This is a genomic window from Macrococcus sp. CoH-51_TC_04 (genome assembly GCF_058188655.1).
This window is the reverse complement of sequence record NZ_JBVGOY010000001.1, coordinates 333,793-348,211: the sequence shown is the minus strand read 5'-3', so window position 1 is coordinate 348,211 and position 14,419 is coordinate 333,793. Positions and strand designations below refer to the sequence as shown.

Annotated in this window: 16 protein-coding genes; all 16 read left to right on the top strand. The window is 36.1% G+C overall.

From position 1 onward, the window contains the following. Positions 1-203: 203 nt before the first annotated feature. Complete coding sequence (locus ACZ2V4_RS01760) at positions 204-1,154, top strand: thymidylate synthase (protein WP_283722144.1); 951 nt, start codon at positions 204-206, stop codon at positions 1,152-1,154. Positions 1,155-1,163: 9 nt separating this feature from the next. Beyond that, a complete protein-coding gene (locus ACZ2V4_RS01755) occupies positions 1,164-1,646 on the top strand; it encodes a dihydrofolate reductase (RefSeq protein ID WP_219491699.1) in 483 nt (160 codons plus the stop codon). Next, the gene (locus ACZ2V4_RS01750) at positions 1,639-2,367 is read left to right on the top strand and encodes a lysophospholipid acyltransferase family protein (protein ID WP_283722145.1); all 729 of its coding nucleotides are present in this window, start codon (positions 1,639-1,641) and stop codon (positions 2,365-2,367) included. The genes ACZ2V4_RS01755 and ACZ2V4_RS01750 overlap by 8 nt, the downstream gene beginning before the upstream one ends. Positions 2,368-2,371: 4 nt before the next feature. Then, positions 2,372-3,217, top strand: coding sequence for a DegV family protein (locus ACZ2V4_RS01745; protein ID WP_419894932.1), 846 nt, complete (start codon positions 2,372-2,374; stop codon positions 3,215-3,217). Further along, a complete protein-coding gene (locus tag ACZ2V4_RS01740) occupies positions 3,210-3,758 on the top strand; it encodes a DUF2140 family protein (RefSeq protein WP_241427512.1) in 549 nt (182 codons plus the stop codon). Before ACZ2V4_RS01745 ends, ACZ2V4_RS01740 begins: the two co-directional genes overlap by 8 nt. Before the next feature lie 4 nt (positions 3,759-3,762). Beyond that, on the top strand, positions 3,763-4,293 hold the full coding sequence (msrA, locus tag ACZ2V4_RS01735) for a peptide-methionine (S)-S-oxide reductase MsrA (protein WP_490514450.1): 531 nt from the start codon (positions 3,763-3,765) through the stop codon (positions 4,291-4,293). Continuing rightward, positions 4,283-4,714 carry a peptide-methionine (R)-S-oxide reductase MsrB gene (msrB, locus tag ACZ2V4_RS01730; RefSeq protein ID WP_219491687.1) on the top strand — a complete coding sequence of 144 codons (432 nt, stop codon included), beginning with the start codon at positions 4,283-4,285 and terminating at the stop codon, positions 4,712-4,714. The genes msrA and msrB overlap by 11 nt, the downstream gene beginning before the upstream one ends. Before the next feature lie 14 nt (positions 4,715-4,728). Continuing rightward, positions 4,729-5,229 (top strand): PTS sugar transporter subunit IIA, encoded by a 501-nt coding sequence (locus tag ACZ2V4_RS01725; RefSeq protein WP_219491686.1) that lies wholly within the window; start codon positions 4,729-4,731, stop codon positions 5,227-5,229. Beyond that, entirely contained in the window at positions 5,229-5,450 is a 222-nt protein-coding gene (locus ACZ2V4_RS01720; RefSeq protein ID WP_420496012.1) for a YozE family protein, read from the top strand. The genes ACZ2V4_RS01725 and ACZ2V4_RS01720 overlap by 1 nt, the downstream gene beginning before the upstream one ends. 82 nt (positions 5,451-5,532) lie before the next feature. After that, entirely contained in the window at positions 5,533-6,999 is a 1,467-nt protein-coding gene (locus ACZ2V4_RS01715) for a S41 family peptidase (protein WP_099483575.1), read from the top strand. Positions 7,000-7,011: 12 nt separating this feature from the next. Next, positions 7,012-8,073 carry an undecaprenyldiphospho-muramoylpentapeptide beta-N-acetylglucosaminyltransferase gene (gene murG / locus ACZ2V4_RS01710; protein WP_099483577.1) on the top strand — a complete coding sequence of 354 codons (1,062 nt, stop codon included), beginning with the start codon at positions 7,012-7,014 and terminating at the stop codon, positions 8,071-8,073. Positions 8,074-8,084: 11 nt separating this feature from the next. After that, the gene (locus tag ACZ2V4_RS01705) at positions 8,085-8,708 is read left to right on the top strand and encodes a phosphatase PAP2 family protein (RefSeq protein ID WP_413474588.1); all 624 of its coding nucleotides are present in this window, start codon (positions 8,085-8,087) and stop codon (positions 8,706-8,708) included. Positions 8,709-8,903: 195 nt separating this feature from the next. Continuing rightward, complete coding sequence (locus ACZ2V4_RS01700) at positions 8,904-9,500, top strand: GNAT family N-acetyltransferase (RefSeq protein ID WP_012656972.1); 597 nt, start codon at positions 8,904-8,906, stop codon at positions 9,498-9,500. 11 nt (positions 9,501-9,511) lie between these two features. After that, positions 9,512-10,183 (top strand): response regulator transcription factor, encoded by a 672-nt coding sequence (locus tag ACZ2V4_RS01695; RefSeq protein ID WP_413474590.1) that lies wholly within the window; start codon positions 9,512-9,514, stop codon positions 10,181-10,183. Next, a complete protein-coding gene (locus ACZ2V4_RS01690; RefSeq protein WP_490514449.1) occupies positions 10,180-11,550 on the top strand; it encodes a HAMP domain-containing sensor histidine kinase in 1,371 nt (456 codons plus the stop codon). Before ACZ2V4_RS01695 ends, ACZ2V4_RS01690 begins: the two co-directional genes overlap by 4 nt. 93 nt (positions 11,551-11,643) lie before the next feature. Continuing rightward, positions 11,644-14,418 (top strand): 2-oxoglutarate dehydrogenase E1 component, encoded by a 2,775-nt coding sequence (locus ACZ2V4_RS01685; RefSeq protein ID WP_490514448.1) that lies wholly within the window; start codon positions 11,644-11,646, stop codon positions 14,416-14,418. The last annotated feature ends 1 nt before the right edge of the window (position 14,419 follow it).

Genomic DNA, 14,419 nt, shown 5'->3' with positions numbered 1-14,419 from the left:
AATAACTATTCAGTAATACACATACTGATCATATAGCATAATAAAAGAAATAATCCTGAAACTACCATGATTGAAGCATCCATGCAATTCACTCCTCTGTTATACAAATATGCGCGTTTAATATTACAATATGTAATTCTTTAAATGTCGCCTATATATCTGTATTATAATGTATATAAGTAAAAATAGAAAGAGGTGGCGATATGAATTCTTTTGACCTTGAATATCATAATTTATTAAAACTTATTTTAGAGACCGGTAAGGATAAGGATGATAGAACGAATACTGGGACATTGTCAGTTTTTGGACATCAGATGCGATTCGATCTTTCTAAAGGATTTCCATTGCTGACAACAAAGAAAGTATCTTTCAAACTTGTAGCAACTGAACTGATCTGGTTTATCCGTGGGGATACGAATATCAGATACTTGCTTGAATATAATAACAATATATGGAATGAGTGGGCTTTCTTAAAATGGATTGAAAGTGATGAATACATGGGTCCGGATATGACTGATTTTGGTCATCGTGCATTGCGTGACGCTGAATTTAATGAACAGTATCGAGAGCAGCTGAATATTTTTAAAGAAAAGATTCTGACGGATGATGATTTTATGCAACGCTATGGCGATCTAGGGAATGTGTATGGTAAACAATGGCGTCAATTTGAAACGAAGGATCGTGTGACTGATCAGCTAAAGGAAGTGATTGAACAGATTAAGTTGAATCCACATAGTAGACGTCATATTGTATCAGCCTGGAATCCAGGAGAAATTGATTCGATGGCACTGCCACCTTGTCACACAATGTTTCAGTTTTATGTAAATAATAATAAGCTTTCATGTCAGCTGTATCAACGCAGTGCAGATGTATTTCTTGGCGTGCCTTTTAATATTGCAAGCTATAGCCTACTAACACATTTAGTTGCGAGAGAATGTGGGCTAGAAGTGGGTGAATTTATCCATTCTATGGGAGATGCACATATTTATTCGAATCACATCGAAGCGGTTGAAACACAGTTGATGCGGTCATCTTATGAAGCACCTAAGCTTCAAATTAATAGCGATAAGGATATATTTAATATTGAGTATGAAGATCTAGAAATAATCGATTACACAGCGCATCCGGCGATTAAAGCGCCGATTGCAGTCTAAGGAGCAGATATGTTATCTATAATTGTTTGTCATGATAGAAATAGAGTAATTGGATTTGAGAATAAGATGCCATGGCACCTTCCGAATGATCTCAGACGAGTGAAAACATTAACAACGCATAACACGATAGTAATGGGGCGCAGAACATATGAATCATTAGGTAAAGCATTACCTAATCGCCGAAATGTAGTACTCACACGAGATAAAGATTTTAAACCGAACGATGCAGATGTGATTTATAGTCTAGAGGAAATTGATCTGCTTGAAGGTCATGTATTTATATTCGGTGGACAAAACTTATACGAACAGATGATTGATAAGGTGGATGATATGTATGTCACGGTTATTGAAGAGAAATATCCTGGAGATGCATTTTTCCCTGAATATACATTCAAAGATTTTAAAGTTAAATCCATAGAAGAAGGTGTACTTGATGAGAAGAATGTGATACCTCATCACTTTATGCATCTTGTGAGGTATACAAATGATTAGAATGATGAAGACAGTCAGTGTAATTATCGGTTATGCTGCATTTATTACACCGCAATTTAAACGAATTGAAAAAAAAATACTTGAACAGGATGATGTGTATAAAAGAGATAGGCTTGCTTTTATCGAACCTAAGAAGTGGGCACATGCTGTACTGAAAACTGCGGGTGTCACAGTTCAAGTTAAGCAAGAAAATGCACTTCCTACAAATAGTGTCCTATTTGTCAGTAATCATGAAGGTAATTTTGATATTCCTGTACTGATTCACGCGATTGATAAACCATTTGGCTTTGTATCCAAAGTCGAAGTCAAGAAAATACCGTTTCTCGATAAGTGGATGACAATGATGAACTGTATATACCTTGATAGAACAAATCGCCGTTCTTCATTACAGATGATAAAAGATGGAATCGCATCATTAAAAGCAGGGCATAGTGTACTTATATTTCCTGAAGGAACGAGAAGTAAAGGACATGGTATAGGAGATTTTAAAGCAGGGTCACTGAAGCTTGCAAAATCAGCACAAGTGCCGATTATACCAGTGGCTATAAAAGGTACTTCAAATATTATGGAAAAACATGATAGTAAGAAAATGGTTCCGGGAACTGTGAAAGTGACTATTCTGCCCGAAATTTCGCCAGATATATTTAATGATCTGACGTTACAGGAAGCAGCTGATTATATCAAGAATATAATTGCAACAGAAATAAATAAAGAGGGATGACGACATGAGTAAAATTAAATTAATCGTAGATTCTACACACGATTTGCCAGCGCAATATTTAAAAGATCATGGTATCGTACAAGTACCATTAAATATTGTAATGGAGGGTAAAACATATCTGGATCAGGAAGAAATCACATCAGATGAATATTTAGAAAAACTAATAGCACTTAAGGAAATTCCTAAAACGAGTCAGCCGGCCACAGGTAAGTTTGTCGAAATATACCAAAAATATATCGAGGAAGGTTACGAAATATTAAGTCTGCATATGACGCATCGTCTGAGCGGGACTATTGGCAGTGCGCAGACAGCCGCCGGTATGGTAGATGGAAAGGTCACAGTTATCGATTCTGGATTTATCGCACAATCATACGGATTTATAATACAAAATGTAGCAGAATTAATCATCAAGCATAAATCGATAGATGAAATAGTAGCGGCTATTGAAAATATGAAAACTCAATCAAAGCTCTTTCTAGTGATTTCTCAGCTTGATTATTTAAAAAAAGGCGGAAGAATTTCGCGAGGAAAAGGCTTTATTGGTGGACTGATGAATCTCAAGCCTGTTGCAGAAGTGGTAGATGGCGAGATTCATGTTCTTCAGAATGTACGTACAATCAATTCAGTCGTTAAGCTTCTGACTAAAGAAGTAAAAGAAATGAGCGAACAATATAAATATTTGAGAATTGGTATATCAGAAGCACAGGCTAATGATTTACTTACGAAAGTGAAATCTGCAGTGGAACCTTTTACTGATGAAAATATATCGATTCATACTACGACACCGATTGTGTCAACGCATACCGGACCAGGTGCAATAGGATTATCGGTATTTGGCTACAATGACTAGAATAATTAAATCACCCATCTGGTTTATACTCTCAATCTTATTAGTTACTGTTATCATTGTTGGATTCACTATCTTTAATCTTAGGCTGACCGATGAGGTATCAAAACAGAATTTTAAGACGAATCATTTATCGAGTAATGACACACTGATTCTTTCGGAATCTACGGTAGCAAAGTATTTACCTCAAGATAAAGATAATAAAATTTATTTTAAGTCAAGCAAGATTTTAATCCACAACAAATCGAAATTTTTAAATCAAGATGTCCACGTATCTTTTATCACAACACCAGAAGTGTATATGGACGGAATTTTAAAGCTTAAAATTGATGATGTAATCATTGGAAAGCTGCCTTTTGGCAAACAGAAACTATTGGCTATCGTTTCTGAATTTGGTAATCTGCCCGATGGTGTAAGCTTAAATAAGAAGGAAGCTGCTTTTTACTATGATTTAGGAGTGATAGAATATGGTAAAACAAATTTATTGCTCAAGGAGATTAATCCCTCAAAGAAATGGGTATTTGATATAAAAATAAAGGAGTGATTTCATGCAAAAAGCAACTTTTGCAGGTGGATGTTTCTGGTGTCTTGTGAAACCTTTTGATACATTTCCTGGTGTTCAGTCAGTAGTTAGTGGATACAGTGGCGGACATGTTGATAATCCATCTTACGAAGAAGTATGTACTAATACAACCGGTCATAGAGAGGCAGTACAAGTCACTTATGATGAATCCCGAATTTCTTACGAAGATATATTAAAGGTTTATTTTATGACTTTTGATCCTACAGATGATAAAGGTCAGTTTTATGATCGAGGTGAAAGCTATACGCCGGCAGTCTTCTATCATAACAATCAACAAAAAATTGAAGCGTTAGAGTATATTAGAAAGCTCGATGATGCGGGCATATTCGCTCAAAAGATAACAACACCGGTATTACCTTATAAGAATTTCTATGCTGCAGAAAAAGAGCATCAAGATTACTATAAGAAGGCGCCGGAACATTATGAACGTTATCAGGTGGGTTCTGGAAGAAAAGCATTTATTGAAAAGCATTGGGGGAATAAAGATGAAAGATAAAGACTTAAATGAACTTACAGAGATGGAATATTATGTGACTAAAGAAAACGGTACGGAGCCACCATTTCAAAATGAATACTGGAACCATTTTGATAAAGGACTCTATGTCGATAAACTGAGTGGTAAACCGCTTTTTACTTCTGAAGACAAGTTTGATTCATCTTGCGGCTGGCCGAGTTTTTCTAAGGCAATTTCTGATGATGAAATCATTGAACTCGTTGATAAATCTCATGGTATGACACGTACAGAAGTAAGGAGTGATGCAAGTGACAGCCACCTTGGGCATGTCTTCAATGATGGTCCAGCTGACAGAGGTGGGTTAAGATACTGTATCAACTCTGCAAGCATCCAGTTTATACCTTACGATAAACTTGAAGCGTTAGGATATACACAATATCTATCTTTGTTCAATAACAAATAAATAGGAGTGGTATAATGTTTAAGAAATTGTTTGGTAAAGGGAGTCAGCCTGAGAAGAACATAGAGATCGTCGCCCCTATTACAGGGAGTTTTATAGCAATCGAAGATATACCAGATCCAGTCTTTGCTCAGAAGATGATGGGTGAAGGTTTTGGTATCAGACCATCCAATGGTCTGGTCGTTGCCCCTGTCGATGGTGAAATTATCAATGTATTCCCAACGAAACATGCCATTGGTATAAAGGCCAATAATGGTGTAGAACTGTTAATCCATGTTGGTCTTGAGACTGTTACAATGAAGGGTGAAGGTTTTAATGTATTAGTTGCCCAAGGAGATCAAGTGACAAAAGGTGATGCACTGCTTGAATTTGATATCAAAAAAATTGAAGAACAAGCGTCATCTATTATCTCTCCAGTAATTATCACAAATTCAGATACTCTGAAATCTATTACTGTAGACGCACCAGAATTGCTGATTCAAGGCGAAACTGTCGTTCTGTCTGTTGAGACAAATTAATGGTAAGGTCTTCATTTTATCAATTTGTTTTAACTGAGCGAGGTGCGGGCAATGAGTTTGGTCAGTTTGCTGAAGCGGTGTTCCTGGATTTAATGTTTCCAAAAGATGAAAGCGATTATAATCAGCTATCAACTTATATCGAAGAGTATGGAACAGCAAGCATGTCTTTATCAACATATGATCGTTTATATGAGAAATATTTAGAATGGTTAAAATTTTAGCACGTATCTTATATGATACGTGCTTTATTTATATATTTTTTATATACTAAAATAATAATCAATAGTATATGGATGTGAAAATATGAAAGACAATAACAAGAATGACAAATCTTCAACCGAAAATGTAGAGAGAAACTATGTGATATCTCCATTTAAATTTATCATGATGCTTTTATCAACTATAATAATTACAGCAGCTGTAACAGCATTTGCGATACTCAGTGGCAACGAAAAGATTATAAGCGACGATACGCAAAAAAGATCGGAGTTTGTAAAGTTATATGCCGTATATGATACGTTAAATAAAAAGTATTATAAGAAAGTGGAAAAAGATAAACTGATTGATGGTGCAATCAAAGGAATGGTCAGTGGACTTGACGATCCATATAGTGAATATATGACGAGTGCTGAACAAAATGATTTTACGGAATCAATGCAAGGAGATTTTCAGGGGATAGGAACTGAGATTGAAGAGAAAGATAACAAAATTATGATCAGCAGTCCTATCAAGGGTGCCCCGGCTCAGAAGGCTGGAGTGAAATCTGGTGATATTATCATGGCGGTTGATGATAAATCTGTCGAAGGAAAGTCGACGCAAGATGTAGTTAAACTTGTGAGAGGCAAGAAAGGGACGGTTGTCACACTAACGCTAAAAAGAGGAGATGCTGAACCTTTCGATGTTAAAATTACGCGTGATAAAATACATATGAACAGTATTGAATATACTTTCAAAAAGGATGGTACAGGGGTTATTACCGTAATGAAATTCCAGGAAGGTACCGCTGATGAATTTACCGATGCACTTAAATCCCTACGTGATAAAGGGATGAAACAAGTTGTAATTGATTTGAGAGATAATCCAGGGGGCTATTTAGATGAAGCAGCAAAGATGGCCGAAACTTACTTAGAAAAAGGTAAGGTTATTGTTCAGATGGAAGATGTATCGGGTAATAAAGAATTATTGAAAGCTTCTAAAGATGAAGACGCACTTACAAAGAATCTTCCAACAGTTATTCTCTTAAATGAAGGATCGGCGAGTGCATCGGAAGTCTTCGCAGCGGCATTGAAAGATAATGGTAAGGCGAAGATTGTTGGTCATAAATCATTTGGAAAAGGAATCGTACAGACAACATCGACGTTTAAAGATAAATCAATGATTAAATATACTGAACAGAAGTGGTTGACACCAAACAGTACATGGATCCATAAAAAAGGAATTACCCCAGATATTAAGGTCGATCTTCCTTCTTATGTGCATGGTCAGATGCTCGATGCGGATGAAGTACTCACACTGCATGTAAAAAGTACAAAAGTAAAATCCATGGAGATGGGCCTTAAAGCATTAGGTTTTGATCCGGGTAAAGTTGATAACACATTTGATGAATCTACTTTGTATGCTGTCCAGAACTTTCAAATGGAAAATAATCTTACCGTAGATGGCATAATGACAGGTAAGACTACAGATAAATTTATGACACAGCTTGCAAAAAAGATTGAAAATGATGATGTACAGCTTAAAAGAGCGATACAAGAAGCAAAGAAAAAATAGGAGGTTGTCTAATTGAAAATTGCATTTACTGGTGGAGGAACGATTGGGCATGTTGCCGTTAATATGGCACTCATTCCTGAAGCGGAAAAAGAAGGAGTGAGCTGTCTTTATATCGGATCAAAAAATGGAATAGAAGCAGAGGTCATAAAGGAGCAGTTTCCTCAAATTAAATATTATGCGATTTCGAGCGGAAAATTACGTAGATATTTTTCGGTTGAAAATGTCAAGGATATATTTAAAGTTCAAAAAGGTGTATTAGATGCTTTAAGGATACTTAAGAAGGAAAAACCGGATATCATTTTTTCTAAAGGTGGATTTGTAGCTGTCCCTGTTACAATTGCAGCAAAGATTTTGAATATAAGAACGATAATCCATGAATCTGATGTTACACCGGGTCTTGCCAATAAGATTGCACTCAAATTTGCTGACAGAATGTACACGACATTTAAAAAGACGCTGGACTATATCCCTGCTGAACGCGGAGATCATGTCGGTAGTATCATCAGAACGGATCTCTTTGAGGGGCATATTAAAGAAGGATATGCCATCACGCAATTGAATGAACATAAGCCTGTTGTAATGATAATGGGAGGTTCATTAGGTTCTAAGAAAATCAACGATGTGATATTTGAAAATCTAGATATGCTGCTTGAGAATTATCAGCTCATACATCTAGTAGGTAAAGGGAATTCTAATGATATTTCAAGACAAGGATATTATCAGATAGAATATGCAGGTGAAGAACTGAATCATCTGTTCAAGATTACAAACTATGTTATTTCAAGAGCGGGTTCAAATGCTATCTTTGAATTTCTTGCATTAAAGAAGCCTATGATCTTAGTGCCACTCGGTAAAGATCAAAGTAGAGGAGATCAAATTGAAAATGCTGCTCAGTTTGAGAGCCAGGGATATGCTATGGTCATACAGGAAGAAGAATTCACGCTGAATAATTTAATGGATAAGCTGGAATATTTAAATGAACATCAACACGAAATCCAGCAAAATATGAGTTCGCAAAAATCATTATATACAGCTAATGATCTATTGATGAAAATAATAGCCGATGCTAGTTAAGGAGTAGAATTATGTCTCAGGCGAAAAGAATTTTGTTGATATTAATATTCAGTTTTATCTTTGGATTGATTGCATTTTTCCATGAATCACGCATTGGAAAATGGATTGATAATGAAGTCTATGAATTTATATATTCTTCAGAAAGTTTCATTACAACTACAATTATGCTCGGGTTCACAAAAATCGGTGAGGTCTGGTCTATGATTCTGCTGTCTTTACTCATAGTATGTTATCTTCTGCTTAAAAGGTTAAAAATAGATGCGCTATTCTTCGCATTATCTATGATCTTGTCTGGCGTGCTTAATCCTCTGCTGAAAAATATCTTTGATAGAGAGAGACCGACATTATTGCGTCTTATAGATATTACAGGATTTAGTTTTCCAAGTGGCCATGCTATGGGATCTTGTGCGTTTTTCGGTAGTCTGGCAATCTTGATCAAAAACCATTCGGACAGCCCCTTTAAGCCTTATTTAATCGGTATGTGTGTGTTTGCTATCCTTATGATTTCAAGTAGTAGAGTTTATCTTGGCGTACATTATCCGACTGATATTATTGCTGGGATAATTGGAGGAGTCGTTTGTATATTATTATCACAATTAATTTTAGATAAAGTAATTGACAATCGTTCTCAATAAGGTATAATAATAAATGAAAATGATTCTCATTTAAATAGAGTTCCCCCTCTGATGAGCATTTTCACCCCCTTTTATGCCCAAAAGCACCTGACTTGCCCGGTCAGGTGCTTTTTATTGTTCCTTTCTAAACAATAGCTAATTTTAAACTTTTTGTGGTATTATTTTTTTATAAATTAATGATATGAGGTAATTGAATTGAGCATACATACATTTGAATCACTTGTACTGGAAAATGACAGAATAAAATTAATTCCGATGCAGATTGAGCATGCAAAAGACCTTCATGAAATCAATCACGAATCCATCTGGAGCTATATGTTGTTTCAGGCCACCAATATGGATCTTATGGAGCAATGGGTGATCGATGCAGTCCATCTTAGAGAAACGTTGAAGTCTATTCCTTTTATCGTAGTACTGAAAGCAACGAATGAAGTAGTGGGGTCCACACGCATTAAGGATATTGACTATGAGAATGATGCCTGTGAAATCGGAACGACCTGGTTTGGTGTAAAAGCTCAGAAAACCTTTGTAAATACTGATAGTAAATATTTATTGCTCGAATTCTGTTTTGAGACACTTAATATGGTACGTGTACAGATTAAAGCGGATGAACGTAACGAGAGATCAAATAGAGCGATCGAAAGACTTGGTTTCCAAAAAGAAGGTGTGATACGTAAGGAGCGCAATTTACATGGTGTTAGAAGAAATTTGATCATTTATTCTGTCATTGATGATGAGTGGCCTGATGTAAAGAAGAAGATACAAGAGATTCAAAAGAAATATTTAACATAGGAAGTGTCCCGATGAAACGTATTCTAGTAGTTGAAGATGAAGCGAACTTAGCGAGATTTATCGAGCTGGAGCTCACACATGAATCTTACGATGTAACTGTAATGTATGATGGAGAAAATGGTCTGCAAGAGGCACTTAGCTCGGAATATGATTGTATATTACTCGATATAATGCTGCCTAAACTCAATGGACTTGAAGTTTGTAGAAAACTTAGAAGTGAAAAGGACACGCCTGTAATCATGATTACTGCAAAAGGTGAGACATATGACAAAGTAATAGGGCTTGACTACGGTGCAGATGATTATATCGTTAAACCATTTGATATTGAAGAATTGTTAGCGAGATTAAGAGCATTACTCCGTCGCAATAAGAATGAAGATGATGGTGAACATCTGCTTGTTGTAGGAAACCTCCAGATTGATAAGGAGGCGTTTACTGTCTCGTGTGATAATCAGCTTATCGAGCTGACTAAAACTGAATTTGAACTGCTGAAATTACTTGCGATGAATAAGAGACATGTTATGACAAGAGAAAAAGTGCTTACAGCTATTTGGGGCTATGACAATGAGGTAGAAACAAATGTCGTAGATGTTTACATCCGTTACTTAAGAAACAAACTGAAACCTTTTGGTCAGCATCAACTGATAGAAACTGTTCGCGGTGTAGGGTATGTTATTCGATGAAGGCATCACAGTCTTTAAGAATTAAGTGGATGCTGCTTACAACGACAATTTCATTTATCGTTTTCATGCTCTTTAGCTTCTTAATCATTTATCTGATCGGTGTTTATCAAAAGGAGCAGGAAGCTGAAATAGCAAAAAGAAGCTTGTCTGATATATCAGTGATTATGGCTACTAAAAATATTGCGGAATTGAAGATTGATGATCTTAGTAGATCTCTATCATCGAGTGATACGTTTGTTTATTTTAATAGGCAAGGAGAACAGCTTTTCAGTATTTCGGGTCAATCTGCGGAGAAGGTTGATATCGCATTCAATCCAACAACTAAGATAGTATCTAAAGACGAAGTACATCAAGGCAAAAATTATATCGTTATGTATTCACCACTTAATAATGCCAACTTTCATGGCTATGTTGTATTAGTGCACTCTTTAAAAAACCATGACGATGTCATCGAATTCTTAATCATTATCAGCAGCTTCTCCAGCTTAACCGCACTATTTTTGACGGCCATGCTAAGCTATGTGTTCTCAGGCCAGATTACGAAACCTATTCGTATGATTGCTGAACAGATGAAACGGATAAAAAGAGATGGCTTTCAAAATAAACTCGCTTTTTCAACTCAATATCATGAAACAAATGATCTCATTGAAACTTTCAATGAGATGATGACACAGCTTGAGCAGTCATTTGACCAACAAAAACAGTTTGTTGAAGACGCATCACATGAACTTAGAACACCATTACAGATTATCAATGGCCATCTTAATCTTATAAAGAGATGGGGCAAGAATAAACCGGAAGTTCTTGAAGAATCTTTATCGATATCTATTGAAGAAATGGCTAGAATCAATAAACTCGTTGAAGAACTATTGATTTTATCGAAAGATTTGTCGCTGGTTGAGTCTTCGCCGCAAGAAGTAATTGATATTAATGAAGAAATAAAGTCAAGAATTAATGCCTTCTCGCAATTAAAATCTGAATACACTTTTGATTTCCATAGTTCGGAAAAAATGATCAGACTGACGATTAATCGATTTCATTTTGAACAGATATTAACGATATTTTTAGATAATGCGATTAAATATGATGAGAAAAATAAACACATTATTGTTAGGACAACAAAAAAAAATAAATTCGCACAAATCGAAATCATAGATTATGGTATCGGTATTCCTGAAGAAGATCTGCTGAATATTTTTGACAGGTTCTATCGTGTAGATAAATCACGTGCACGCTCTAAAGGTGGAAATGGACTTGGTCTGTCGATTGCGAAGAAATTGATTGAGACGTATTCAGGCACTGTTTCTATTGAAAGTGAATTACATGTCTATACAAAAGTTAAGATACAGCTACCAATTCGCTCATAATATTTCACAAAGTTATGTTTTACCTCTTTAATTTCATGCTTTGCTTTGTTAAAATAAAAATGTAAACGTTTTATAAAAATGGAGGGTGGAACCATGACAAAAGGTAAGAACCTAGAAGAAGCACCTCCTAGATTTGGTACAAATTTAGGAATACTTCTTGAAATGTTCGATCAATATCAAAATGATCCTTCATCAGTCTCTGATGAACTACAGGAACTGTTTTCTAATATTCAGGGGAGTAAGGGGAATTCTAGAATAGGTAATACAGACGCAGATATCATCAAGAGATTGATGCGCCTTGTAGATAATATCAGACAGTACGGGCATCTAAAAGCTGATATTTATCCCTTATATAAACCGAAGCGTGATCAGCATCTCAAGCTTTCTGTAGAAGATTTCGGACTTTCTGAAGAAGTATTAAAGCAGTTACCTGCTTCTCTTGTTTCTGAGCATTATGGAGAAAGATTAAACAATGCTCTTGAAGCAGTTACTGAAATGCAGCAGACTTATCAAGGTCCGATTGCTTATGAAGTTTCTCATATCAACAATAGTGAGGAACGCGAGTGGCTGAAAACTACAATTGAAAGTAAGGTAAAAAGAGATTTCAGTAAAGAAGAGAAAGTTGAATTGCTTAAAAGCGTCGCACGTGTAGAAGGCTTTGAAAAGTATATCCATAAGAATTTCGTCGGTGCAAAACGTTTCTCTATTGAAGGGGTAGATGCGCTTGTACCAATGCTTGAGAATGTTATAAAGTTTGCCAGTGAAAATAACATTCAGGACATTGAAATTGGAATGGCACATCGTGGGCGACTAAACGTTCTGACACATATCCTTGAAAAACCATACGAAATGATGCTTTCAGAATTTATGCATACTGATCCAATGAAGTTCCTTCCTGAAGATGGTTCGCTAGTTGTCACAAAAGGATGGACTGGGGATGTTAAATATCATCTAGGTGGTACAAAAACAACGACACGCTTTGGTAAAACGCAGACCATTTCTTTAGCAAACAACCCATCTCATCTTGAAATAGTTGCGCCCGTTGTACTAGGAAAGACAAGAGCGGTACAGGAAGTTACAGAGGGTGTCAATAAACCAGAACAGGACTTTAATAAAGCACTTGCTGTGTTAATACATGGTGATGCAGCATTTCCGGGTCAAGGTATCAACTTCGAAAGTATGAACTTAAGTAATCTTAAGGGGTATTCAGTTGGAGGATCACTGCACATCATTACAAATAACCGTGTAGGTTTTACAACAGAATCTTATGATTCACGTTCAACTACATATGCTACAGATGTTGCTAAGGGCTATGATTTACCAATCATCCATGTTAATGCTGATGATCTGGAAGCATGTATCAAAGCAATTGAACTTGCGATGGCTTATCGACAGAAATTCAATAAAGATTTCGTTATTGATCTTGTAGGTTACCGACGTTACGGACATAATGAAATGGATGAACCTACAGTGACGAATCCAATGCTGTATAAAGAGGTTAAAGGTCATCCAAGTATAGAAATTCTATATGGTAAGTCACTAGTTGAAGCTTCCGTAATTACTGAGGATGAAATGAATGAAATCTTTGAAGATGTAGCTTCCAGACTTCGTTCAGCTCATGATGCAATTGATAAATCTTCAGTCAATAATGACAGTGAGATGCAAATGCCGGAAGCTGTTGAAGCTGGATATGAAAAATTAGATACAGGTGTAGCATTAGAACAGTTGAAACAGTTAAATGAGGATATGTTATCAACGCCAGAAGAATTCACAGTGTTCAATAAGCTGCAGAAGATTTTAGAGAGACGTAATGATCCATTTATGAAGGATGGACTTGTTGACTGGGGTCATGCAGAACTTTTAGCTTATGGAACAATTATTCAAGATGGTAATCCAGTACGACATACTGGGCAGGATGCTGAACGTGGAACATTTGCACACCGTCACGCAGTACTCCATGATGTTAAGAATGGTGATAAGTATATCCCTTTACAACACATTGAAGGTGCCCAAAGTTCATTCGATATTCACAATTCACCGTTATCAGAAGCGGCTGTTGTTGGATTTGAATATGGATATAACCTGCAAAACAATAAAGCTTTAGCGGTTTGGGAAGCGCAGTATGGTGACTTTGCTAATATGGCGCAAATGATCTTTGATAATTTCATTAGTAGTGCTGAAGCAAAATGGGGAGAAAAAAGTGGTCTTACATTATTGCTCCCGCATGCATATGAAGGACAAGGTCCAGAGCACTCTTCTGCTAGATTGGAGCGATTCTTACAACTAGCAGCTGAACACAACTGGACAGTTGCGAATCTATCGAGTACGGCAAACTATTTCCATTTATTAAGACGTCAAGCTCAATATTTAGGAACAGACAGAATGCGTCCTCTTGTAATAATGAGCCCAAAAAGCTTATTACGTAATAACTTTGTTTCTGATACGATTGAGAAATTCACTGAAGGCGGCTTTAAAGCGATTATTTCTAGTGAATACAAGAAAACAAAAGTTAAGAAACTCTTAATTGCAAGTGGTAAGGTTGCTGTGGACCTTATGACAGAGCTTACTAAAAATCCAAATGACGAAGTTCATGTCATTCGCCTTGAGCAGATTTATCCGTTCCCAGAACAAGATATTAAAGCGATTATAGATGATCTAAAAGGATTAACAGAAATTGGTTTCGTACAGGAAGAACCGAAGAATCAAGGTTCTTGGCATTATATTTATCCATTATTAAATAACATTAAGCCTGCTAAGGTAAAATTATCGTATTATGGGCGACCACATCGTGCAGCACCAGCTGAAGGTGATAATGAAATTCATAAAATCGTACAATCAAAACTTATTAGTGAAGCGTTAAACATTTAAG

Coding starts and splice junctions, on each gene's coding strand:
- ACZ2V4_RS01760 (WP_283722144.1), top strand. CDS start 204: ATGAATTCTTTTGACCTTGAATATCATAATTTATTAAAACTTATTTTA.
- ACZ2V4_RS01755 (WP_219491699.1), top strand. CDS start 1,164: ATGTTATCTATAATTGTTTGTCATGATAGAAATAGAGTAATTGGATTT.
- ACZ2V4_RS01750 (WP_283722145.1), top strand. CDS start 1,639: ATGATTAGAATGATGAAGACAGTCAGTGTAATTATCGGTTATGCTGCA.
- ACZ2V4_RS01745 (WP_419894932.1), top strand. CDS start 2,372: ATGAGTAAAATTAAATTAATCGTAGATTCTACACACGATTTGCCAGCG.
- ACZ2V4_RS01740 (WP_241427512.1), top strand. CDS start 3,210: ATGACTAGAATAATTAAATCACCCATCTGGTTTATACTCTCAATCTTA.
- msrA (WP_490514450.1), top strand. CDS start 3,763: ATGCAAAAAGCAACTTTTGCAGGTGGATGTTTCTGGTGTCTTGTGAAA.
- msrB (WP_219491687.1), top strand. CDS start 4,283: ATGAAAGATAAAGACTTAAATGAACTTACAGAGATGGAATATTATGTG.
- ACZ2V4_RS01725 (WP_219491686.1), top strand. CDS start 4,729: ATGTTTAAGAAATTGTTTGGTAAAGGGAGTCAGCCTGAGAAGAACATA.
- ACZ2V4_RS01720 (WP_420496012.1), top strand. CDS start 5,229: ATGGTAAGGTCTTCATTTTATCAATTTGTTTTAACTGAGCGAGGTGCG.
- ACZ2V4_RS01715 (WP_099483575.1), top strand. CDS start 5,533: ATGAAAGACAATAACAAGAATGACAAATCTTCAACCGAAAATGTAGAG.
- ACZ2V4_RS01705 (WP_413474588.1), top strand. CDS start 8,085: ATGTCTCAGGCGAAAAGAATTTTGTTGATATTAATATTCAGTTTTATC.
- ACZ2V4_RS01695 (WP_413474590.1), top strand. CDS start 9,512: ATGAAACGTATTCTAGTAGTTGAAGATGAAGCGAACTTAGCGAGATTT.
- ACZ2V4_RS01690 (WP_490514449.1), top strand. CDS start 10,180: ATGAAGGCATCACAGTCTTTAAGAATTAAGTGGATGCTGCTTACAACG.
- ACZ2V4_RS01685 (WP_490514448.1), top strand. CDS start 11,644: ATGACAAAAGGTAAGAACCTAGAAGAAGCACCTCCTAGATTTGGTACA.